This window comes from Streptomyces koelreuteriae (genome assembly GCF_018604545.1).
In the GTDB taxonomy this organism is placed as follows: Bacteria; Actinomycetota; Actinomycetes; order Streptomycetales; family Streptomycetaceae; genus Streptomyces; species Streptomyces koelreuteriae.
The window spans coordinates 8,290,647-8,311,497 of sequence record NZ_CP075896.1 but is presented as its reverse complement, the minus strand read 5'-3'; the positions used below and the strand labels follow the sequence as shown (position 1 = coordinate 8,311,497).

Sequence of the window (20,851 nt, the reverse complement as noted above, 5' to 3'; positions counted from 1 at the left end):
GTGTGATGGTACTGACGTATGAACGCAGAACATTTGTACGCTCAAGTCTCCTATCCCTCAACGATGTTGGAGGGCACCATGCGCAGCCGTCTGAGACGCCTCGTTCTCGGGGCCACGGCCCTGTTCACCGCCGCGTCCGCGTTACCCGCGGCCGCCGCCCCGGGCCAGGGGCGTGCGGAGCAGCACCCTTCCGGTGGCGGCCTGTCCGCCGTCATCCGCTACACCGAGTACGGCATTCCGCACATCCGCGCGAAGAACTACGCCGACCTGGGCTTCGGCACGGGCTGGGCGCAGGCCGCCGACGAGGTCTGCACGCTCGCCGACGGGTTCGTGACCCTGCGGGGCGAGCGCTCCCGGTACTTCGGTGCCGACACGGCCGCCGACGGCGCCCTCTCCGGGGCGAGGACCAACCTCGCCAGTGATCTGTACTTCCGCGGGGTCCGGGAGAGCCGCACCGTGCAGAAGGCGCTCGCCCAGCCCGCTCCCGTGGGGCCGAGCCGCGAGGTGCGGGACATGATGCGGGGCTGGGCGGTCGGGTACAACGCCTGGCTGAAGAAGAACAGGACCACGGATCCCGCCTGTGCGGGTGCCTCCTGGGTCCGCCCGGTCACCGAGCTCGATGTGGCCGCCCGCGGTCTCGCGATCGCCTCCATCGCCGGCGAGGGGCGTTTCGTCGACACGATCACGACCGCGAAGCCCCCTACCGGGGCCACGCCCGCCGCGAGCGGCCCCTCCGTCCGCAAGCCGGACGCCAAGGCCGTGGCGAAGGCGGCGGACGAGCTGTGGGGTGACCCCGGCATGGGCTCCAACGCGGTCGCCTTCCGCGGTGACACGACGGCGAACGGGCGCGGTCTGCTGCTGGGCAACCCGCACTACCCCTGGGAGGGCGGGCGCCGGTTCTGGCAGTCGCAGCAGACGATCCCCGGCGAGCTGAACGTCTCCGGCGGCTCCCTGCTCGGCACCCCCGGGATCTCCATCGGGTTCAACGCACATGTGGCGTGGAGCCACACCGTCTCCACCGGCATTCCGGCCAACTTCCACCGGCTGGACCTGGATCCGGCCGATCCCACGACGTACCTCGTGGACGGCGAGCCGGAGCGCATGAGGAAGCGGACCGTGACGGTCGCGGTGAAGGACGGCGCGCCGGTGACCCGCACCCAGTGGTGGACCCGCTACGGCCCGGTCGTCACCTCGCTCAGCGGCCAGGTCCCGCTGCCGTGGACCGGCACGACGGCATACGCCCTGTATGACCCGAACGCCGCGAACCTCCGCTTCGCCGACGCCTCGCTCGGTTTCGGCAAGGCGAAGAGCACCGACGACGTCCTCGCGTCCCTTGCGCGGCACCAGGGCATCCCATGGGTGAACACGATCGCCGCCGACCGGGCGGGACACTCCCTCTACACCCAGTCCCAGGTACTCCCTCGGATCACCGACGGGCTGGCGGAGCGCTGCTCGACGGAGCTCGGCAGGACCACGTATCCGGCGTCCGGTGTCGCGATCCTCGACGGCTCGCGCGGCGACTGCGCCCTCGGCCGCGACCCCGACGCCGTGGCGCCGGGCATCTTCGGCCCGGCGAGGATGCCGACGCTCGAGAACGCGCCGTACGTGGAGAACTCCAACGGCACCGCGTGGATGACCAACGCCGACCGGCCGATCACCGGCTACGAGCGGGTCTTCGGCACGGTGGGCACACAGCTCGGCCTGCGCACCCGGGGCGGGATCGAGGACGTGGCGGCGATGGCGGACCAGGGCCGGCTGACCGTACGCGACCTGCAACGGCAGCAGTTCGCCAACCGGGTGCCCGCGGGCGATCTCGCCGCCGGGGACGTGGCACGGGCGTGCGCCGCGCTGCCCGGCGGCAGGGCGACGGGCAGCGACGGCACCTCCGTCGACGTGTCGGAGGCCTGTGGGGTGCTGAAGGCGTGGGACCGCACCATGGACACCCGGAGCCGGGGCGCGCTGCTCTTCGACCGGTTCTGGCGGAGGCTGGAGCAGGCGGTGCCACCGGGCCAGTTGTGGAAGGTGCCGTTCTCGGCGGCCGATCCGGTACGGACCCCGAACACACTGAACACGGACGCTCCCGGCCTCGCCACCGCCCTCGCCGACACGGTGACCGAGCTGCGGGCGGCGGACATCGCGCTCGACGCGCCGCTCGGCGCGCACCAGTTCGTCGTCCGCGACGGCGAGCGCCTTCCGGTGCCGGGCGGTGCGGGGCAGCTCGGTGTGTGGAACGTGATCCAGCCGACGTGGGACGCGGCCGGCGGTGGCTACACGGAGGTGCCGTTCGGCTCCAGCCACCTCCAGGCGGTGGGCTGGGACGACAGCCGCTGCCCGGTGGCCCGCACCCTGCTGACGTACTCCCAGTCGTCGAACGCGAAGTCGCCGCACCTCGCCGATCAGACGCGGCTGTTCTCCGGTGAGAAGTGGGTGACGTCGCGCTTCTGCGAGAAGGACATCCTGTCCTCGCCGAAGCTGAAGGTGGTCCGGGTGCACGAGCGGCGCTGACCGTGCGGGGTGGGGTGCCGTTCCCGGTGGGGCGGCACCCCGCTGTTCGTCCCGCCCAGGCGTCCGGCGCGTTCCGGGGCCTGCGCATCGAGGCCACCTATACCGGTCGGTTCCGGCCCTCCCAGTACGGCTCCCGCAGCCGACGCTTGTACAGCTTGCCGTTGGGGTCGCGGGGCATCTCGGTGATGAAGTCGACGCTTCTGGGCCGCTTGTACCCGGCGAGCCGGTGGGTGCAGTGGTCGAGGAGGTCGGCCGCGAGGGCCGGGCCGGGGCGGTGTCCCGGTGCCGCCTCGACGACCGCCTTGACCTCCTCGCCCCAGTCGTCGTGTGGGATGCCGAAGACGGCGGCGTCCGCGACGGCGGGGTGGGCGAGCAGGGCCGACTCGATCTCGGCGGGGTAGATGTTGACGCCGCCGGAGATGATCAGGTCGATCTTGCGGTCGCGCAGGAAGAGGTAGCCGTCCTCGTCGAGGTGGCCGAGGTCGCCGACGGTGAAGAAGTCGCCGATGCGGTTCTTGCGGGTCTTGGCCTCGTCCTTGTGGTACGAGAAGCCGCCGGTGTTCATCTTCATGTAGACGGTGCCGAGTTCGCCGGGCGGCAGCGGGTTGCCGTCGTCGTCGAAGATGGCGAGTTCGCTGATGGGCCAGGCCTTGCCGACGGTGCCGGGTTTCTTCAGCCAGTCCTCGGCGGTGGCGAAGGCCCCGCCGCCCTCGCTGGCCGCGTAGTACTCCTCCACACAGGGGCCCCACCAGTCGAGCATGGCCCGTTTCACATGGTCGGGGCAGGGCGCGGCGCCGTGGATGGCGTGCCGCATGGCGGAGACGTCGTAGCGGTCCTTCTCCTCGTCGGGCAGGGCCAGCAGGCGGTGGAACTGGGTGGGGACCATATGGGTGTGGGTGCAGCGGTGGCGGTCGATAAGGCGGAGCATCTCCTGGGGCGTCCACTTGTCCATCACGACCAGCCGGTGCCCGATGTGCAGGGACGCGCCGGCGAACTGCAGCACGGCCGTGTGGTAGAGCGGCGAGCACACCAAGTGCACGTTGTCGTCGAACGGCCGGATGCCGAAGATGCCGAGGAAGCCGCCGAGGTAGGCCTCCTCCGGCGGCTTGCCGGGCAGGGGGCGGCGGATGCCGCGCGGCCGTCCGGTGGTGCCCGAGGTGTAGTTCATGACCCAGCCGAGGGTGCGGTCGGCGGGCGCCGACTCGGGCTGTCCGTCGAGGAGTTCGGCGTACGGCCGGAAGCCCTCGACCGCGCCTATGGCGTACCGGTGAGTGGCCGGGAGGCCCGCCTCGTCGGCGGCGTCGCGTGCCGCGTCGGCGAAGCGCTCGTGGGCGAGGAGGACCCGGGCGCCGGAGTCGGAGACGATCCACGCGATCTCCGGTCCGACCAGGTGGTGGTTGACGGGGACGAGGTAGAACCCGGCCTGGCTGGCGGCCAGATAGGCGGTCAGGAACTCGACGCCGTTGGGCAGGACCACGGCGAAGGTGTCGCCGCGTTCGAGTCCGGCCGCGCGCAGGCCGTGCACGAGCCGGTTGGCGTCGGCGTGCAGGCGTCCGGCGGTCCACTCCTCGCCGTCGGGCGCGACGAGCACGCTACGGCCGGGGTCCTGTGTGGCCTGGGCCCAGAAGCCCACTGCGGGTGTGCTCACGACTGGCCGCTCCTTCCGGCGATGCGGTTGACGCGGTCCACGGCCTGTTCGAAGCCGCGGGTGAGGTCGTCTAAGACGGCCTGGACGCTGCGTTCGCTGTTCATCCGGCCGACGATCTGCCCGACCGGGGTGCCGAGCAGTGGTTCGACCTCGTGCTTCTGGATGCGCGAGACGGCCTCGGCGACGAGCAGGCCCTGTAGCGGCATGGGCAGGGTGCCGGGCCCGGCCGGGTCGTCCCAGGCGTCGGTCCACTCGGTGCGCAGCTGGCGCGCCGGCTTGCCGGTCAGGGCGCGGGAGCGGACGGTGTCGCCGGAGCCGGCCGCGAGGAGTTTGCGGGTCAGGGCGGGCGAGTGGAGGTCCGCTTCCGTGGTGGTCAGCCATATAGAGCCCAGCCACACACCCTGAGCCCCGAGGCTGAGCGCGGCGGCCACCTGCTGTCCGCTGCCGATACCGCCGGCGGCCAGCACGGGCAGCGGGGCGACGGCGTCGACGACCTCGGGGGTGAGCACCATGGACGCGATCTCACCGGTGTGACCACCGGCCTCGTAGCCCTGCGCCACGACGATGTCGATCCCGGCGTCCTGGTGCTTGCGGGCGTGCCGGGCGCTGCCCGCGAGCGCGGCGACGAGCACGTCCTGGTCGTGGGCGCGGGCGATGACGTCGGCGGGCGGGGAACCGAGGGCGTTGGCCAGGAGCCTGATCGGGTAGTCGAAAGCGACGTCGAGCTGGCTGCGGGCGACCTGCTCCATCCAGCCGGTGATACGCCATCCGGACGCCTCGCCCTCGGCGAGTTCGGGCACACCGTGCTTGGCGAGGGTGTCCAGGACGAACTGCCGGTGCCCCTCGGGGATCATCGCCTCGACCTCGGCTTCGGTCACGCCCTCGACCTTCTTCGCCGGCATCACGACGTCCAGGCCGTACGGCCGTCCGTCCACATGCGCCTCGATCCAGTCCAGGTCGCGTTTGAGCTCGTCGGGGGCGGTGTAGCGGACCGCGCCGAGCACGCCGAAGCCGCCGGCCCGGCTGATGGCCGCGGCGACGGCGGGGAACGGCGTGAAGCCGAAGACGGCGTGCTCGACTCCCAGTTTCTGGCTCAGCTCCGTCTGCATGGGCGCAGGATGCCGTAGTCCTCCGGAGGACGGAAGAGCATTTCTGATACCCCGTCAGATTCTCGGTCAGATTCATGAAGGCGTGCGGCGGACATACTTTCGGGGACATGCGAGACGGTTGAGGCGAAGGGGTGTGCGGTGACCGAGGGAGCGGCAGACAGAGCGGCGACCGCTGAACCGACCCGGCGGCAACTGGGCGCACGGGCCCTGGCCTTGGGCGGTGCGCTCGCCCTCGCCTCCCTGCCCGCGGGGCCCGCCGCGGCCGCCCCGCCGACACGTCACCGCCCCACCCTCCGCCACGGCTCCGCCGCACGCGCCGGACTGCTCTCCTCCCACCTTCGCCGGCTCGTCACCGACGCCGAGACCTTCCTCGGCCCCTCCCCCGCGCACCCCTGGTACGCGGGTGCCGTCCTGCTCGCCGGACGCGGCGGCACCGTCGCCCTGCACCGGCCCCTCGGCATGGCGGTGCGCTACCGGGCCTACGACGAGAAGACCGACACCGGTGTGGAGTTCCCGCCGGACGAGCAGATTCCCATGGCCGAGGACACCGTCTTCGACCTGGCGTCGGTGTCGAAGCTGTTCACCTCGATCCTCGCCGTGCAGCAGATCGAGCGGGGCAGGCTGGAGCTGGAGGGCAAGGTCGCCTCGTACCTGCCTGACTTCGGACGTGCGGGCAAGCAGGACATCACGATCCGTCAGCTCCTCACCCACACCTCCGGTTTCCGCGCCTGGATCCCGCTGTACAAAGCACCGACCTACGAGGAGAAACTCCAGCTCATCTGGAACGAGAAGCCGGTGAGCGCACCGGGCACGGCGTATCTGTACTCGGACCTGAACCTGGTCTCGCTCCAGCTCGTGCTGGAAGGGATCACGGGCCGCTCCCTGGACACCCTCCTGAGGGAGGAGATCACCGCGCCGCTCGGCATGCGCCGCACCCGCTACAACCCACCCGCCTCCTGGCGGCCGAGGATCGCGGCCACGGAGGACGCACGCCCTCCGTGGTCCGGCCTGGACCGTGGCCTGGTGTGGGGCGAGGTGCACGACGAGAACGCCTTCAGCCTGGGCGGGGTCGCGGGGCACGCGGGTGTGTTCTCCGACGCGTGGGACCTCGCGGTCCTCGGCCGGACGCTGCTCAACGGCGGTGTCTACGGGCGGGAGCGGATCCTGAGGCCGGAGTCGGTGGAGCTGATGTTCACCGACTTCAACACCGCCTTCCCCGGCGACGAGCACGGCCTCGGCTTCGAGCTCTACCAGCACTGGTACATGGGCGCGATGGCCACGCCGCGCACGGCCGGGCACACCGGCTTCACGGGCACCTCGCTGGTGCTGGACCCGACGACGGACTCCTTCCTCGTCGTGCTCGGCAACTCCGTTCATCCGGTACGCAGTTGGCGTTCGGGGTCGGCGCCTCGGGTCGCCGCCGCGAACCATCTGGCACGGGCCGTGCCGGTCCGGCCGGTGCGGGGACGCAGCGCCTGGTTCTCCGGGATGGCGGTCTCCTCGACGGCGACGCTCACTCTTCCCGAGCTCGACACGTCCGCCGGCGGGGCGCGGCTGCGCTGCGCGCTGTGGTGGGACACCGAGCCGAAGGCCGACACCCTGGTCCTGGAGGCCACGACCGACGGCGGCACGACGTGGCAGCCGGTGCCCTTCACGACGTCCCGCCGGGGCGAGGAACCCCGGCCGCATCCGTCCGGCTCGGTCACCGGCTGGTCCGGCCGCGCCTGGCACCGCCTCACGGCGGATGTCCCCGCCGCGCGGGGACTCGCCCTGCGCTGGCGGTACGCGACGGACCGGCTGTATGTCGGGCGTGGTTGCTACGTGGACGGGCTCCGGGTCGAGACGGCGGGCGACGTCCTGTTCGACGAGACCCGCCCGGCGGACGCTTCGCGCCTTCAGGCAGTCGGGTGGACGCGGTCGGCGGACTGAGGGCTCACCGGGGATCGTCCTCTAGTACCGCCATCGCCGCGTTGTGCCCGGGCACTCCGCTCACTCCGCCGCCGCGCACCGCACCGGCACCGCACAGCAGCACGTTGGCGTGCCCGGTCTCCACGCCCCAGCGGCCGGTGCCGTCCTGGGCCCAGGGCCAGCTCAGGTCGCGGTGGAAGATGTTGCCGCCCGGCAGGCCGAGGTCCCGCTCCAGGTCGAGCGGCGTCCTGGCCTCGATGCAGGGCCGTCCGTCCGCGTCGGTGGCCAGGCAGTCGGCGATCGGTTCGGCCAGGTGGGCGTCGAGCTGGGCGAGGGTCGACTTCAGCAGCTCTTCGCGTACGGCGTCGTTGTCCCGCTCGAACAGGCGGGCCGGGGTGTGCAGCCCGAAGAGGGTGAGCGTCTGGTAGCCCTGTTCGGCCAGGTCGGGGCCGAGGATGGTCGGGTCGGTGAGCGAGTGGCAGTAGATCTCGGAGGGCGGCGCTGCGGGCAGCTCACCGGCGGCGGCCTGGGCGTGGGCGGCAGCCAGTTGGCCGTAGCCCTCGGCGATGTGGAAGGTGCCGGCGAACGCCTCGCGCGGGTCGACGGAGCTGTCCCGCAGCGTCGGCAGCCGCTTGAGCAGCATGTTCACCTTCAGCTGGGCGCCCTCGGCGAGGGCCGGGGGTGTGTCGCCGGTCAGTTGCGCCAGGGCATGCGGGGAGGCGTTGACCAGGACGTGCCGGGCGGCGACGGTGCCTTCGCTGTCGGCCGTGCGGTAGGTGACCTCGGCGGTTCGGCCGTCCGTGGCGATGCGCAGCGCCTCGTGGCCGGTGGCGATGACCGCGCCGGCGGCGCGTGCCGCGTCGGCGAGTGCGTCGGTGAGGGCGCCCATGCCGCCGACGGGGACGTCCCAGTCGCCGGTGCCGCCGCCGATCACGTGGTAGAGGAAGCAGCGGTTCTGCTTCAGTGAGGGGTCGTGGGCGTCGGCGAACGTGCCGATCAGCGCGTCGGTGAGGACCACGCCGCGCACCAGGTCGTCCGCGAACCGTTCCTCGACGGCGACCCCGATCGGCTCCTCGAACAGCGTCCGCCAGGCCTGCTCGTCGTCGAGCCGGTCGCGGAGTTCCTCCCGGGTGGGCAGCGGCTCGGTGAGGGTCGGGAAGACCCGCTGGGCGACGCGGCCGGTCATGCCGTAGAACTCCTGCCAGGCCTGGTACTCGCGGTCCGAGCCGGTGAGCCGTTCGAAGGCTTCCTGGGTCCGCCGCTCGCCGCCGCCGACGAGGAGCCCGGTGGGCCGGCCGTCGCGCTCTGCGGGTGTGTAGGAGGAGACGGTGCGGGTGCGGACGCGGAAGTCCAGGCCGAGGTCCCGGACGATCTTCTTGGGCAGCAGGCTGACCAGATACGAGTACCGGGACAGCCGCGCGTCGACCCCGGCGAACGGCCGGGTGGACACCGCCGCTCCCCCGGTGTGGTCCAACTGCTCCAGAACCAGCACGGAACGGCCGGCCCGGGCCAGGTAGGCGGCGGCGACCAGGCCGTTGTGTCCACCGCCGACGATGACGGCGTCGTACGTCCGGTGTGCGCGGGGTCCCTCGGGTGCGGTCATGGTTCTTCGTAACACGGGGTGATCCAGGTCGGCCAGACGGGCGGCGAACGGGCCCTTGGGCGGAGGCGTCGAGGTGGGCGGACGGGCCCTTCGGCCGTCGGCGACGGTCCCGGGCGGCAGGCTCATCGGCGTGGGCATCCGCCCGGACGACGGGCTCCGCGGTGCAGGCGTCGAGACAGGCGGTCGGGCCGCCCGGCGGCAGTCGGTGTCCAGGCACGGCCTTCAGCAGTGTGCGGTCACCTGGGTGTTCAGGGCGACCCCGGCCTCCGGCCGACCGACTTCTCGCGCTGCCGACCCGGTTCCGCCCGGGTCACCGCCCGGCCGACGCCCGTTGCTCGCGCAGGGCCGCCACCTGGCGGTAGAGCGCCACGGCTTCGGCGGCGCGGCCGAGTTGTTGGAGGCAGTGTGCCTCGTCGTTGCGGCTGGCGAGGGTGTCGGGGTGGTCCGTGCCGAGGACGCGTTCGCGGGCGGCGGCGACGCGCCGGTATTCGGTGAGCGCGTCGGCCCAGCGGGCCAGCCAGCCCAGGCCGACGGCGACCTCGCGGAGGCTGACCAGGGTGTCCGGATGCTCGGGTCCGAGGATCCGCTCGCGGAGGGCGCCGACGTCCCGGGACTCGGCGAGGGCCTCCTCCCAGCGGCCCAGCCGACCCAGGTTGACGCACCGGCCGTGGCGGGCGCGCAGGGTCTCGGGGTGGGTGGGGCCCTGGACGCGGGTGCGGTCCTCGGCCAGGTCGCGATAGAGGTCCAGGGCCTCCGCGCTGCGGCCGAGGCGGCCCAGGCTGATGCCGATCTCGTGCCGGGCGGCGAGCGTGTCGGGGTGGTCGGCGCCGAGGGCCCTGGCACGGGCCGCGGCGACCTCACGGTAGGTCTCCAGGGCTTCGGCCCAGCGGCCCAATTGGCCGAGGGCGTAGGCGACTTCGTAGCGGGTGACGAGGGTGTCGGGGTGGTCCGGGCCGAGCACCCGGGCGCGGGCGGCGGCCACCTCGCGGGCCATGCGGTAGGAGTCCTCCAGTCGGCCGAGGCGGCTGAGGTTGAAGGCGAGGTTGTGCCGGCAACGCAGGGTGTCGGGGTGGTCGGTCCCCATCGTGCGCTCCCGGGCGGTGAGCACCGAGGTGTACACCCGGTGGGCGTCGAAGGGACGGCCCAACTGACCGAGCACGTAGGCCATCTCCTGGCGCGCGGCGAGCGTGTCGGGATGGTCGGCGCCGTGGCTGCGGATCCTGGCCTCGGTGACGTGCTTGTACTCGCGCAGAGCGTCCGCGGCGCGGCCGGTGCGGCTGAGCGTGAAGGCGACCTCGTAGCGGCTGGCGAGGGTGTCGGGGTGGTCGGGGCCGAGGAGGTGTTCGCGTTCGGCGGCGACCGCCCGGTGCACCTCCCCCGCTTCCGCCCAGCGGCCGAGCCGGCCGAGGCTCAGGCCCGCGTTGTGCCGGCCGGCCAAGGCGGTCAGGGCGTCCGGGGGCGGGGTGGGCCGTTCCTCGGGGACGGGATCCTCGACGGGGCCCGCGGCGGGCCGGGCGATCCATTCGCCGGAGAGTCCGGCCGCCGGGTCCGCCGGTGCGGTGCGCAGCCCGGCACCGGCGGCCTTGTGGCCGGTGGTCATGCCGTGGGTCCAGGACGGCAGCCGTCCCGCTCCCGCAAGCGCGCCGGGCGCGGCACGGGCCGCCAGCACGCTCGGCACATACTGCGGCGCGGCCCGGTGCATGCTGATCCGACGGGCCAGCTCGCGGGCGTCGTCGGGTCTGTGCCCGGGTTCCTTGGCCAGCAGGTCCAGGACGACGCGCTCCAGGTACTCGGGCAGTTCGCGGCGATGTTCGCGCAGCGGCCGGGGCGGGGTGTCGCGGTGGCCGACGAGGATCGCCCAGGGGTCGTCGAGGTCGAACGGCGGCACGCCGGTGGCGATCTCGTAGAGCACGCACCCGAAGGAGTACAGGTCGCTGCGCTGGTCGACCTCGGTGCCGCTGATCTGCTCCGGGGACATGTAGTGCGGGGTGCCCATGGCGATGCCGGTGCCGGTCAGCCGGGAGGTGAAGCCGATGTCGTGGCCGAGGCGGGCTATGCCGAAGTCGCAGATCTTCACGGTGCCGTCGCCGAGCCGCACGATGTTGGCCGGTTTCAGATCGCGGTGGACGATGTTCTGCTCGTGGCAGTACGCCAGCGCGGCGGCGACCTGCTCGGCGATCTCCACCACGTCGGCGACCGGCAGCGGGTGCTGCTTGTTGTCCTCCAGGAGCTGACTGAGATTGCGGCCGTCCAGCAGCTCCATGACGAGGTAGAGGACGCCCTCGGACTCGCCGAAGTCGTGTACGACGGTGATGCCCCGGTGCTGGAGCGCTGCGGCCACCCGGGCCTCACGCCGGAACCGCTCGCGCAGTACGCGCGTGAAGGCGTGGTCGTGGTTGGGGCCCAGCGGTTTGAGGCATTTGACGGCGACGTGCCGGCCGAGGGACTCGTCCCGTGCCCGCCACACCTCGCCCATGCCGCCGCGCCCGATCAGATCGAGCAGCCGGTATCGGCCGTGGATGAGCCTGCTCTCCCCCATGTCGCGCGACGCTCCCCCCGGTAGCTGTTCGCCCGCTCCTCCCACTGGCCCACTCAGTATGGCGGCCTATCGTCCGAGTTTGTACGGTGCCGGGCGCGTGTCCGGGCCGAGCCTCGCCATGGCACGCAGGATGTGTTTGGGCGGGAGTTGCCAGCGCAGACGTGCGGGAATCCGGCGCAACAGGAGACCGGTGAGGCGCAGTTGCCGGGCGGCGGTGGCGGGTGCGGGGGCCGGTCTGCCGTACAACTCGTGGGCGTACGGCGGCAGAGAGGCGTACGCCAGTTGTGCCACGCGCCGCCACAGCACCTCGCGCACCGGTACGAGGAGCGGGTGCGTCGGCGGGTGGAGGAGGAAGTCGTCCACTTCGCGTGCCTCGGGTCCGGCGGCCAGCTCCGGGCGCACCTTCTCGAAGTAGGCGGCCAGCTCGGCCCGGTCGGCCGGTACGGTGCCCGGGTCGAGCCCCACCAGGCGTGCGCTCTGCCGGTGTTCGGCGATGTAGCGGTCGGCCTCGGCGTCGGTGAGCCGGAACCCGGATTCGCGCAGCACGTGCAGGTAGGAGTCGATCTCGGCGCAGTGCACCCACAGGAGCAGACTGGGTTCGTCGACGCCGTAGCGCTCGCCGGTGTCCGGGTCGGTCGCCGTCAGCATGCGGTGGATCTTCCTCACGCGGGCGCCCGCCCGTTCGGCGGCTTCCGTGGTGCCGTATGTCGTGGTGCCGACGAAGTTCGCGGTGCGCATCAGCCGGCCCCAGGCGTCCTGCCGGAAGTCGGAGTTCTGCATGACGCCGCGTACGGCGCGCGGATGCAGGGCCTGGAGGTAGAGCGCCCGGATACCGGCGATCCACATCATGGGGTCGCCGTGCACCTGCCAGGTCACCGAATCAGGGGTGAACAGCCCGGGGTCCGCGCCGGTCATGGACTCACCTCCGCACGGCGCCCACGATGACACAGCTCGAACAACAGGTCGACACCCCTGGGCACCAGCAGTACGGTCCGGTCACTGGGAGCGCTATGGTGCGCTGATGTCATCGATCAAGCAGATCCAGATCACCTTCGACTGCGCGGAGCCCGCGCGCCTCGCTGCCTTCTGGTGCGAGGTGCTGGGATACGTCCTACCGCCGGTCCCGGAGGGGTTCGCCACGTGGGAGGACTACCACCGCTCGCTGCCGCCCGAGGACCAGGTGACCTATTTCGCGTGCAGTGACCCCTCGGGTACGGGCCCGCGCCTGCTCTTCCAGCGCGTACCCGAGGGGAAGGTCGTCAAGAACCGGGTGCACCTGGACGTCCGGGCCGGCATCGGGCTCGTCGGGGAAGAGCGTCTCGCCACGCTGGAGGCCGAGTGCGCACGGCTGGTCTCGCTCGGCGCGGTCCACCTGTACACGCAGCTTGCCGATGGGCAAGAAGAGTCGTGCATCACGATGCAGGACATCGAGGGCAACGAGTTCTGCCTCGACTGAGCCCGGCCCGAGCCGTCAGGCGGTGACCCAGTACGTGCGGGTGTTGGTGAACTCGCGGATGCCGGCGGCGGCCAGTTCGCGGCCGTGGCCGCTGCGCTTGGTGCCGCCGAAGGGCAGGCGCGGGTCGGACGCGACGATCGCGTTGACGAAGGCCGCTCCGCTGGTGACACGGCGGGCCAGGGCGACGCCCCGGCCCGGGTCGGCCGTCCAGACGCTCACCCCGAGTCCGAACGCGGTGGCGTTCGCGAGCCGTACGGCGTCCTCGTCGTCCCGGGCGACGGTGAGGGCGGCGAGCGGTCCGAAGGTCTCCTCGTCGAAGGCGGGCATGCCGGGGCCGGTGTCCGCCAGGACGGTCGGCCGGTAGAAGTACCCGTCGCCGGGCAGGGGTTTGCCTCCGGTGAGGAGCCGGGCCCCGGCGGCGACGGAGTCCTCGACCTGCCGTTGGATCGCCGCTCGCAGGTCATCGCGGGCGAGCGGGCCGATCTGGGTCCGACGGTCGCGCGGATCGCCGACGCGCAGCGCTTCGACGCCGGCCACGAAGGCGGTGGTGAAGGCGTCCGCCACGGTGGCGCTGACGATGAACCGCTTGGCGCAGACGCAGCTCTGGCCCGAGTTGGTGAAGCGAGCCCTCACCGCCGCCGCGGCGGCTGCGTCGATGTCGGCGTCGTCGAGGACCACGAAGGCGTCCGAACCGCCCAGTTCCAGGACGGACTTCTTCGCCGCACGTCCGGCCGCCGATCCGACGGCCGCGCCCGCCCGGTTACTTCCGGTGAGGGTGACGGCGGCGACGCGGTCGTCCTCGATGAGCCGCGCTGTCACCTCGGGTACGTCCGTATCCGCGATGACGAGGGTGGTCACCAGGTGCTCGGGGAAGCCCGCCTCGACAAAGAGGTCCTGCAACGCCAGGGCGCTGCCGGTGACGTTGGAAGCGTGCTTGAGCAGGACACCGTTGCCCGCTACCAGGGAGGGGACGGCGAAGCGCATGACCTGCCAGACGGGGAAGTTCCACGGCATGACGGCCAGGACTAGGCCGGCGGGCTCGTACGCCACCCATGCTCGCGCTCCGTCGACCTCGACCTGCTCGTCGGCGAGGATGCCGGGTCCCTGCAGGGCGTAGTACTCGGCGGTGACCGCCGACTTCTCCACCTCGCCCTCGGCCTCCGCCACCGGTTTGCCCATCTCGGTGACGGCCAGGGAGGCGAGGTGGTCCTGGTGTTCGCGCAGAGTGCGGGCGAGACGGGCGGCGCGCGCGGCCCGCTCGGTCACCGGGACCAGCGCCCAGGCGCGGCTCGCGGCGTGCGCCCGCGCCACGGCGGCCTCGATGCGGCCCGCGTCCCAGCCTTCGTAGGTGGCTGTCTGCTCGCCGGTGGCGGGGTTGATGATCCGGATGGTGGCGCTCATGAGGTGGGGGCCCCTCCCTTGTCGCTCGCGGAGAGGTGCTCGAAGGTCTCGCCGGTGGCGGTGATGGTGCGGGTGACGTCCCGGCCGCCGTAGACCCAGTAGATCCGCATGACGCCCTCGCCGCGGTTGAAGAACCGGTGCGGGATGCCGGCCGGGACCCAGGTCGCCTGGCCGACCTCCAGGTCGAAGAACTCGCCGTCGATCTCGGCGGTCGCCTCGCCTTCGAGGATCAGGACCGACTCCTCGACGTTGTGGCTGTGCAGGGGCAGACCGGTGCCGGGCTGGAAGACGGTCTGCCCGGTGGTGATGACCGCCTTCTCGGAGTTCCACTTGCCGACGTAGGGGACGGTGGCGACGCCGCCGCCGCGGTCGAAGCGTTCGACCTCGTCGGGGCGGATCAGCAGATTCGGCTGGGCGGGCTGGGTGCACATGGGCTGCGGGCTCCGATCGGTCCGTCAGGAGTGGTGGAACAGGCGGCGGGAGAGGGTGTTGACCTGGCTGCCGGGGACGACGTACTGCTCCGCCGCCTCGCGCCAGACCTTGAAGTGGGGAGCGGCGCGATGGGCCTCGACGGCGGTCTCGTCGTCGTAGATCTCGTGGAAGACGAAGTGGTGGTCGTCCGCCAGGTCGCAGACGACGTCGAAGTAACGGCAGCCCGCCTCGTCGGTGAAGGAGCGCTCGGCGTTCTCCTCGATGGCTTTGAGGAAGTCGTCACGGCGGCCCGGGACGACCTGGAGGGATACGGTCAGCGCGATCATGCGGGAAGCTCCTCGGAGGCGGCGGGCAGGGGTACGGCGGTGGCCTCGGCGATGCGCGCGAGGGAGGTCCAGGTGTCGTCGACGACGGTGATGCCTTCGGTGCGCAGGCGCTCGGCGGTGCGGATCTCCGGCTCGCCCGGGACGAAGATCTCGGCTGTGCCCGGGGCGGTGGGGGTGGACTTGGTCTCCTCGATCAGGGCCTCCATCCGGCGCTCGAAGTCGGCCGGGTCCGCCATCGACCGGATGTCGACGCAGATCAGCAGGTGACCGACGCCGCTGCGGCCGGTGGGCCGGTAGGGACCGACCACGGAGGAGCCGAAGGCGCTGCCGGTCAGCACGCCCGCGAGCACGTCGAACATGAAGGAGATGGCGTAGCCCTTGTGGCCCGCCATCGGCAGGATCAGGCCCTCGATGGCGCGGCGCGGGTCGGTGGTCGGCACGCCGTCCGCGTCAGCCGCCCAGCCCTCGGGGATCGGCTCGCCGCGCTCCCCCGCGTGGTAGATCTTGCCGCGCGCGACCGCGGTGTTGGCGATGTCCATCACGACCGTGCCGTAGCGGCCGCCGGGCGCGGCGATCGACCACGGGTTGGTACCGACCCGCTTCTCCTTCCCACCCCACGGCGCCATCGCCGGGCTGGCGTTGGTGGCCAGCAGCGCCACACAGCCCTCCGCCGCGGCCCTGCGCGTGAAGTAGGCAGCCGTTCCGAAGTGCCCGGAGTCGCGCACCGCGACCGCGCTGATCCCATGGCGACGGGCTCGCTCCACGCCCCAGGTGACCGCGCGGTCGGTGAGGACCTGGCCGAGACCGTCGCGACCGTCCACGACGAGGACGGCGCCGTTGTCGCTCACGACCTCGGGGGTGGCGACCGCGGCGGTGGCGCCGCTTTCGATCCGGCTGAGGTACCACGGCAGGCGCAGCATCCCGTGCGACGGGTGCCCCCACAGCTCCGCGGTCACCAGCGTGTCGGCGAGCAGCGCTGCGTCCGCGGGCGGGACGCCGTGGGCTTCGCTGGCGGCCGCGGCGAACTCCAGCAGCTCGGCGGCGCCGACGGTGTACGGCATGAGACGGCCCCTCACTCCAGAACGATGTATCCATTACTGTATACAGCAGTGGATCCAAGAAAACCACAGCAGGGCGAGCGCGTGGAAACCGCCTTCCCCGCCAGGGCTTCGAGCGGCGAATCAGCCCGCGATGTCCACCTGGACACCGACCCCGAGGGCCAGGTCGTGGCTGGTCAGACTGTCGATGAGGGCTTGCAGGGTCTGCGCGAGGTGGTGTCGGCAGGCCGCCTCCGCCGCCTGGGCGTCCCCCTGTGTGATGGCCTTCAGCATCGCGCGATGCTCCTCCAGCGACGTCAGCATGCGGCGCGGCCCGCTGTGCGAGAGGTGCCGCAGCCGCACGGTCTGGCCGCGCAGGTCCCGGATCGTACGGGCGAGGTACGGATTGCGGCAGGCGGCAATGACCGCCTGGTCGAACCCCTCCGTGACCTCGTAGAACTCCTGGTAGGAGCGGACCTGTTCAGCGGCGTCGAGCGCGCGGAAGGACGCGTCGAACTCCTCCAGCCGCTCCAGCAGTCCGCGAAACGGCACCAGCACCCGCTCGTCACCCGTACCCGCCGTCGCGACCGATGCGGCCGCGCGGGGCTCCAGCAGCATGCGGAACTCGAACAGGGCCCGCACCCCGCCCAGCGAGATCGCGGCCACCCTGGCCACCTCACCCGGTACGAAGTCGACCAGGCCGTCCCTGGCCAGCCGCCTGATCGCCTCCCGTACGGGCGTCCGCGAAGCGCCGAGCTCCTCGCTCAGCTGGACCTCGCTGAGCTTGGCGCCCGGGCGCAGCCGCAGCGACTCGATGTCGCTCTTCAGCCGCTCGTAGACCGCTTCGCTCTTACCGGTTGCCCGCGCCATGGAACTCCTCGTCGCTCCGCCACACATCAAGCTGTATACAGCGTAGCGCGCGTCAGCCGGCCCAGCGGGCAGATGTGGCGGTGAGGAGGGCCGGTCCGGGCCGGGGTGCCTCAGTCGTCGGGGACACCGGCACCGCTGAGGGCCCGGACGGTCTTCTCCGGGTGGGCGAGGGAGCGTGCGCCGAGGCGGAACTGGTCGAGCTTGTCGACGATGGTCTGGCCGACCGGTAGGTGGCCCCAGACGCTGATGCCCTGGTGGGTGCCGGGCTCCCAGGTGCTCTCGTCGATGACGATCGGGTTCCAGCCCACCTCCCACTCGAAGCCCGAGGGGGTGCGGGCGTAGTAGGACAGTTCCTTGTCGTTGGTGTGCTGGCCCACGGACAGGGCCATGTCGAAGCCGAGTTCGTGCACGCGCTCGTAGCTGCGGGCGAGGTCGTCGAGACTGGCGGCCTGGATGTTGAGGTGCTGGACCCGGGTGCGGATCGGGTCGATCGGCAGACCGCGGACGGCGGCGATCGCGAGGGAGTGGTGGCGCTCGTTCACGCGCAGAAAACGGATCTTGAGCTTGACGCCGCTGATCGTCTCGTCGATGTAGTCGGTCAGGCGGGCGTCGAAGACCGTGGTGAAGTAGCCGCGCATCAAGGCGGGCTTGGCGGAGGTGATCGCGACGTGCCCCATGCCGGCCTCGCCGGTGACCCATCCGGAGGCGAGCATGCGCAGGGGTTCGGGTGAGGTGACGGGCGTGGTGTAGATCTCCTGGGTGATGCCCTTGGGTCCGGGGAAGCGCAGCAGGCGTTCGACGCCGCGCAGCTCCGCCTCTTCCTCGGTGCCTTGGACGACGGGTACGCCGTGGGCGCGTACGCGGTGCTCGATGCGTTCGAAGGTCGTGTGGTCGTCGATGTGCCAGCCGGTGGCGACGACGTCCTCGGCCGGGCCGCGGCGCAGCAGGAAACGGCATTCCTGGTCGTCGAGGCGGAAGCGCATCACGTCCGTCTCGAGGTCGTCGTGGTGCATGCCGATGGCGTCGGTGCCGAAGCGCCGCCAGTCGGTGAAGCGGTCGGTCTCGATGACGATGTAGCCGAGGTGGACGGCGCCGAAGACGGATGCGCCCGGAGTGATGGTCATCGCCTGCCTGCCAGGAAGTCGGCGCACAGCCGGTTGAACAGCTCGGCGCGTTCGAACTGCACCCAGTGCCCGGTGTTGGCGACCTCGTAGAGATCGCAGTTGGGCATGCGCTCGGCCAGCATCCGGCCGCCGGACGGCCGGTTGACCTTGTCCGCCGCGCCCCACAGCACCAAGGTGGGCACCGGCAGCCTCGACACGCGCCGGTCGCGCGTGAAGTCCATCTTCCACAGCGTGCGCAGAGCGTTCGGGCCGGACGGGCGGCGCAGCGGTGGGGCCGCGACCACCTCGGGGTCGATGCTCGCCTCGTAACGCGCGTCGATCACAGAGTCCGGCACGTCGGCTGCGTTGAAGACCAGGTGGTTGCGGATGAACTTCTCCAGCTTCAGCCGCGAAGGCCCGTCGCCGGAGTAGTAGTCGAGCAGGCTGTTGAGCCCCGGGGTGGGCAGGGCGCGGGTGGTGCCGATGCCGCCGGGGCCCATCAGCACCATGCGGTCTACCCGGTCCGGTGTGTCCAGGGCGAGGCGCAGGGCGCAGGCGCCGCCGTAGGAGTTTCCGACCAAGTGGGCCTTTTCCAGATCGAGTTCGTCCATCAGCCCGCGGATTCCCCCGGCGAGGTAGCCGAAGGGATCGGCGCCGTCCATGCCCTTGGTGCTGCGGCCGTAGCCGGGCAGGTCGGGGACGATGACCCGGTACTCCTCGGCCAACGCGGCGATGTTGCGGGAGTAGTTGGAGACGCCGGAGGCGCCAGGGCCGCCGCCGTGCAGCAGCAGCGTGGGCGGGCCGTCGCCGGTCTCGGCGACGAAGATCTTCTTGCTGTCGATGTCGAGCAGGGACTCCCGCATCGTCGGCAGTGCGGTGTGCGTGGGCATGGCGCTCCTTCAGCTGGAGGTCGAGGCGGTCGCATGCGGGGCCGGCGCGAAACCGGCCGGGGGCGGCGGGAGGGGAACGCCCCGGCCGGCGGCGGCGTACACATAGGCGTCCGGGCGCAGGGCGAGCGTGGCCGCACGGTGTGCGGCCATCCAGGCGAGCAGCACACCGTCGCTGTCGACGACCGCGCCCTCGGCCGGGCGTGAGCCCGCCGGCAGGACGGTCAGCGAGGGGACGCCGGGGCGGTCCCACGCGGGCTGCGGGGCGGACCGTCCACCGTGCAGAAGCAGCCAGCGTCCGCCGAGCACGTCGTCGAGGCGGACCCGGGCCCCGTCGGGGCCGGTCACCCAGGGCTGGGGGATCTGGCGCCCGGAGGCTTTCGTGCGCGGACGGGCCAGGAACCCCTTGGCGTAGCGGGCGACGGGAATCCAGTGCGCGTCGACCAGCCGGCCGCTGAGGGCGGACGCCCGGCGGAGGGCGTGCAGCGTCGTGTCCCGGATCCTGGCGACGGTCAGCCGTCGTTCGGTGATGAGCTTCCCGGTGAAGACGGCCCGCCGCGTGATCTCCTTGACGTGCGGCTTGCGTTCGGTCTCGTAGGAGTCGAGGACGGTCTCGGGCAGTTCGCCGCGCAGGACGGCGGCGAGCTTCCAGCAGAGGTTGGCCGCGTCCCGTACGCCCGCTGCCATGCCCTGGCCGATCCACGGCGGCATGGCGTGCGCCGCGTCGCCCGCGAGGAAGACGCGGCCGGCCCGGAAACGGGCGGCGAAGCGGACGTGGTGACTGTAGACGGTGGCCCGCAGGATCCTGATCTGGTCCCGGTCGATCCCGTACTTGGCCACCATCGAGTAGATCGCGTCGTCGGTGGTCAGATACGCCTCGTCGTCCCCCGGCAGGATCGGGAACTCCCAGCGGTGATGCCCGAGCGGAGTCGGACAGTCCACCGCGGGGCGCGCCGGGTCGCAGCGGAAGCGCAGCCGGTCATGGTCGGGCCAGGGCTTGAGCATCTCGGTGTCGATGACCACCCAGCGGTCCTCGTACGTCTTGCCCTCGTAGCCGATGTTGAGCTGGGCGCGGGTCAGGCTGGAGCCGCCGTCGGCCGCGATCACGTACCTCGCGCGGATCCGTCGTACGGAGTCGTCGGCGGTGCCGACCACCGTCAACTCCACCCCGTCGGCGTCCTGGCGCAGCCGCAGGCACTCGTGGCGCAGCAGGATCTCCACGCGGGGATAGCGATCGACGCCGTCGCGCAGGACCTGCTCCAGCGCCGGCTGGTAGAGGAACATCTGCGGCGGATGACCGTGCCCGCGCGGCGCGGGGCAGGCGCTGAGGAAGGTGCGGCCGCGTGCGTCGACGAAGTCGAGCGGCCGCTCGGCCAGCATGTCCTCCTTCAGCCGGTCCGCCAGCCCGATCCGCTGCCAGATCCGGATGACCTCCTCGTCCGTGGAGATCGCCCGTGCCCGGGAGTAGATCTCGGCGTCGCGCTCCAGCACGACCACCCGCAGGCCCAGCGCGCCCAGCAGATTCGCGGCGGTCACTCCCGTGGGCCCGTAGCCGATCACCGCCACGTCGTACACGCCGGGATCGGCTCCGTCCGCGGGGCTCTCCCCGGCTCTGACCTCGGCACTGGCATCGCTCACCAGGTCACCTCACTGTCCTGCGTCGGCTCTTCGTTGCAGCGGCTTTGCTGTAGCGTTTACTCCAATTGGAACGGTCGCTACGCTAATCCGGGTGCCGGAGGCGGTCAAGAGCCGGTGCGACAGGAAGGGCACGTCACATGACCTGCGGGTACCAGGGCACGTCGATCGCCGCGGTCATCGGGCGCAGCTTCGAGACCTGGCCGGCGGCCGTCGAACTTCCCGGGGAGGAGACCGGAACGCCGGCGGAGCGCATGGCGGTGATGGCGATGCGCGTGGCGGAGTCCCTGGTCGACACCCCGGTCTGTCCTGTCCTCCGATCGCTACCGGGCATCGGCAGCGACTCCAGTCCCACCCGCCACCGACCTCAGTGGGCGGGCTCACCGACACCC

The 20,851-nt window shown here is 71.8% G+C and carries 17 protein-coding genes; 3 read left to right on the top strand and 14 right to left on the bottom strand.

Annotated elements, in window-relative coordinates; all coding sequences use genetic code 11:
• The first annotated feature begins 78 nt into the window (after positions 1–78).
• Positions 79–2,505 (top strand): penicillin acylase family protein, encoded by a 2,427-nt coding sequence (locus KJK29_RS37360; RefSeq protein ID WP_215123841.1) that lies wholly within the window; start codon positions 79–81, stop codon positions 2,503–2,505.
• Positions 2,506–2,602: 97 nt separating this feature from the next.
• Here KJK29_RS37360 and KJK29_RS37355 read toward each other — a convergent pair whose 3' ends face one another.
• Together KJK29_RS37355 and KJK29_RS37350 are read right to left on the bottom strand one after the other, a co-directional pair.
• Complete coding sequence (locus KJK29_RS37355) at positions 2,603–4,153, bottom strand: acyl-CoA synthetase (protein ID WP_215123839.1); 1,551 nt, start codon at positions 4,151–4,153, stop codon at positions 2,603–2,605.
• Positions 4,150–5,262, bottom strand: a complete 1,113-nt coding sequence (locus tag KJK29_RS37350) for an NAD(P)H-dependent flavin oxidoreductase (RefSeq protein ID WP_215123837.1) — start codon at positions 5,260–5,262, stop codon at positions 4,150–4,152. The genes KJK29_RS37355 and KJK29_RS37350 overlap by 4 nt, the downstream gene beginning before the upstream one ends.
• Positions 5,263–5,400: 138 nt before the next feature.
• Between KJK29_RS37350 and KJK29_RS37345 the strand changes: the two genes are divergently transcribed.
• The gene (locus tag KJK29_RS37345; protein ID WP_251058045.1) at positions 5,401–7,191 is read left to right on the top strand and encodes a serine hydrolase; all 1,791 of its coding nucleotides are present in this window, start codon (positions 5,401–5,403) and stop codon (positions 7,189–7,191) included.
• A 4-nt stretch (positions 7,192–7,195) separates the two neighbouring features.
• Here the strand turns inward: KJK29_RS37345 and KJK29_RS37340 are convergent, their stop codons facing one another.
• The 3 genes from KJK29_RS37340 to KJK29_RS37330 all read right to left on the bottom strand — a co-directional run bounded on the left by KJK29_RS37340 (position 7,196) and on the right by KJK29_RS37330 (position 12,227).
• Complete coding sequence (locus KJK29_RS37340) at positions 7,196–8,773, bottom strand: phytoene desaturase family protein (protein ID WP_215123835.1); 1,578 nt, start codon at positions 8,771–8,773, stop codon at positions 7,196–7,198.
• 310 nt (positions 8,774–9,083) lie between these two features.
• A complete protein-coding gene (locus KJK29_RS37335) occupies positions 9,084–11,312 on the bottom strand; it encodes a serine/threonine-protein kinase (RefSeq protein WP_215123833.1) in 2,229 nt (742 codons plus the stop codon).
• 66 nt (positions 11,313–11,378) lie between these two features.
• Complete coding sequence (locus KJK29_RS37330) at positions 11,379–12,227, bottom strand: oxygenase MpaB family protein (RefSeq protein WP_215123831.1); 849 nt, start codon at positions 12,225–12,227, stop codon at positions 11,379–11,381.
• 106 nt (positions 12,228–12,333) lie between these two features.
• On the opposite strand from KJK29_RS37330, the gene KJK29_RS37325 reads away from it, so the two are divergent.
• Positions 12,334–12,768 carry a VOC family protein gene (locus KJK29_RS37325; protein ID WP_215123829.1) on the top strand — a complete coding sequence of 145 codons (435 nt, stop codon included), beginning with the start codon at positions 12,334–12,336 and terminating at the stop codon, positions 12,766–12,768.
• A 15-nt stretch (positions 12,769–12,783) separates the two neighbouring features.
• Here KJK29_RS37325 and KJK29_RS37320 read toward each other — a convergent pair whose 3' ends face one another.
• From KJK29_RS37320 to KJK29_RS39300, 9 genes are all read right to left on the bottom strand, one after another.
• The gene (locus tag KJK29_RS37320) at positions 12,784–14,169 is read right to left on the bottom strand and encodes an aldehyde dehydrogenase family protein (RefSeq protein WP_215123827.1); all 1,386 of its coding nucleotides are present in this window, start codon (positions 14,167–14,169) and stop codon (positions 12,784–12,786) included.
• Positions 14,166–14,600, bottom strand: coding sequence for a cupin domain-containing protein (locus tag KJK29_RS37315; RefSeq protein ID WP_215123825.1), 435 nt, complete (start codon positions 14,598–14,600; stop codon positions 14,166–14,168). Before KJK29_RS37315 ends, KJK29_RS37320 begins: the two co-directional genes overlap by 4 nt.
• A 24-nt stretch (positions 14,601–14,624) precedes the next feature.
• Positions 14,625–14,927: a putative quinol monooxygenase gene (locus KJK29_RS37310; protein ID WP_215123823.1), complete on the bottom strand. Its 303-nt coding sequence runs from the start codon at positions 14,925–14,927 to the stop codon at positions 14,625–14,627.
• Positions 14,924–15,988: an Ldh family oxidoreductase gene (locus tag KJK29_RS37305; RefSeq protein ID WP_215123821.1), complete on the bottom strand. Its 1,065-nt coding sequence runs from the start codon at positions 15,986–15,988 to the stop codon at positions 14,924–14,926. The genes KJK29_RS37310 and KJK29_RS37305 overlap by 4 nt, the downstream gene beginning before the upstream one ends.
• Before the next feature lie 120 nt (positions 15,989–16,108).
• Complete coding sequence (locus KJK29_RS37300; protein WP_215123819.1) at positions 16,109–16,834, bottom strand: GntR family transcriptional regulator; 726 nt, start codon at positions 16,832–16,834, stop codon at positions 16,109–16,111.
• 110 nt (positions 16,835–16,944) lie between these two features.
• Positions 16,945–17,958 carry a VOC family protein gene (locus tag KJK29_RS37295; protein WP_215123817.1) on the bottom strand — a complete coding sequence of 338 codons (1,014 nt, stop codon included), beginning with the start codon at positions 17,956–17,958 and terminating at the stop codon, positions 16,945–16,947.
• Positions 17,955–18,827: an alpha/beta fold hydrolase gene (locus KJK29_RS37290; protein ID WP_215123815.1), complete on the bottom strand. Its 873-nt coding sequence runs from the start codon at positions 18,825–18,827 to the stop codon at positions 17,955–17,957. Before KJK29_RS37290 ends, KJK29_RS37295 begins: the two co-directional genes overlap by 4 nt.
• Before the next feature lie 9 nt (positions 18,828–18,836).
• A complete protein-coding gene (locus KJK29_RS37285; protein ID WP_215124597.1) occupies positions 18,837–20,390 on the bottom strand; it encodes a bifunctional 3-(3-hydroxy-phenyl)propionate/3-hydroxycinnamic acid hydroxylase in 1,554 nt (517 codons plus the stop codon).
• 205 nt (positions 20,391–20,595) lie between these two features.
• Complete coding sequence (locus tag KJK29_RS39300) at positions 20,596–20,757, bottom strand: hypothetical protein (RefSeq protein WP_215123814.1); 162 nt, start codon at positions 20,755–20,757, stop codon at positions 20,596–20,598.
• Between the last annotated feature and the right edge of the window lie 94 nt (positions 20,758–20,851).

What these genes read in the sequence shown, in the direction of transcription:
- KJK29_RS37290 (WP_215123815.1), bottom strand. Translation starts at nt 18,827, where the DNA reads ATGCCCACGCACACCGCACTGCCGACGATGCGGGAGTCCCTGCTCGAC.
- KJK29_RS37360 (WP_215123841.1), top strand. Translation starts at nt 79, where the DNA reads ATGCGCAGCCGTCTGAGACGCCTCGTTCTCGGGGCCACGGCCCTGTTC.
- KJK29_RS37310 (WP_215123823.1), bottom strand. Translation starts at nt 14,927, where the DNA reads ATGATCGCGCTGACCGTATCCCTCCAGGTCGTCCCGGGCCGCCGTGAC.
- KJK29_RS37295 (WP_215123817.1), bottom strand. Translation starts at nt 17,958, where the DNA reads ATGACCATCACTCCGGGCGCATCCGTCTTCGGCGCCGTCCACCTCGGC.
- KJK29_RS37325 (WP_215123829.1), top strand. Translation starts at nt 12,334, where the DNA reads ATGTCATCGATCAAGCAGATCCAGATCACCTTCGACTGCGCGGAGCCC.
- KJK29_RS37330 (WP_215123831.1), bottom strand. Translation starts at nt 12,227, where the DNA reads ATGACCGGCGCGGACCCCGGGCTGTTCACCCCTGATTCGGTGACCTGG.
- KJK29_RS37305 (WP_215123821.1), bottom strand. Translation starts at nt 15,988, where the DNA reads ATGCCGTACACCGTCGGCGCCGCCGAGCTGCTGGAGTTCGCCGCGGCC.
- KJK29_RS37350 (WP_215123837.1), bottom strand. Translation starts at nt 5,262, where the DNA reads ATGCAGACGGAGCTGAGCCAGAAACTGGGAGTCGAGCACGCCGTCTTC.
- KJK29_RS37300 (WP_215123819.1), bottom strand. Translation starts at nt 16,834, where the DNA reads ATGGCGCGGGCAACCGGTAAGAGCGAAGCGGTCTACGAGCGGCTGAAG.
- KJK29_RS37315 (WP_215123825.1), bottom strand. Translation starts at nt 14,600, where the DNA reads ATGTGCACCCAGCCCGCCCAGCCGAATCTGCTGATCCGCCCCGACGAG.
- KJK29_RS37320 (WP_215123827.1), bottom strand. Translation starts at nt 14,169, where the DNA reads ATGAGCGCCACCATCCGGATCATCAACCCCGCCACCGGCGAGCAGACA.
- KJK29_RS37335 (WP_215123833.1), bottom strand. Translation starts at nt 11,312, where the DNA reads ATGGGGGAGAGCAGGCTCATCCACGGCCGATACCGGCTGCTCGATCTG.
- KJK29_RS37340 (WP_215123835.1), bottom strand. Translation starts at nt 8,773, where the DNA reads ATGACCGCACCCGAGGGACCCCGCGCACACCGGACGTACGACGCCGTC.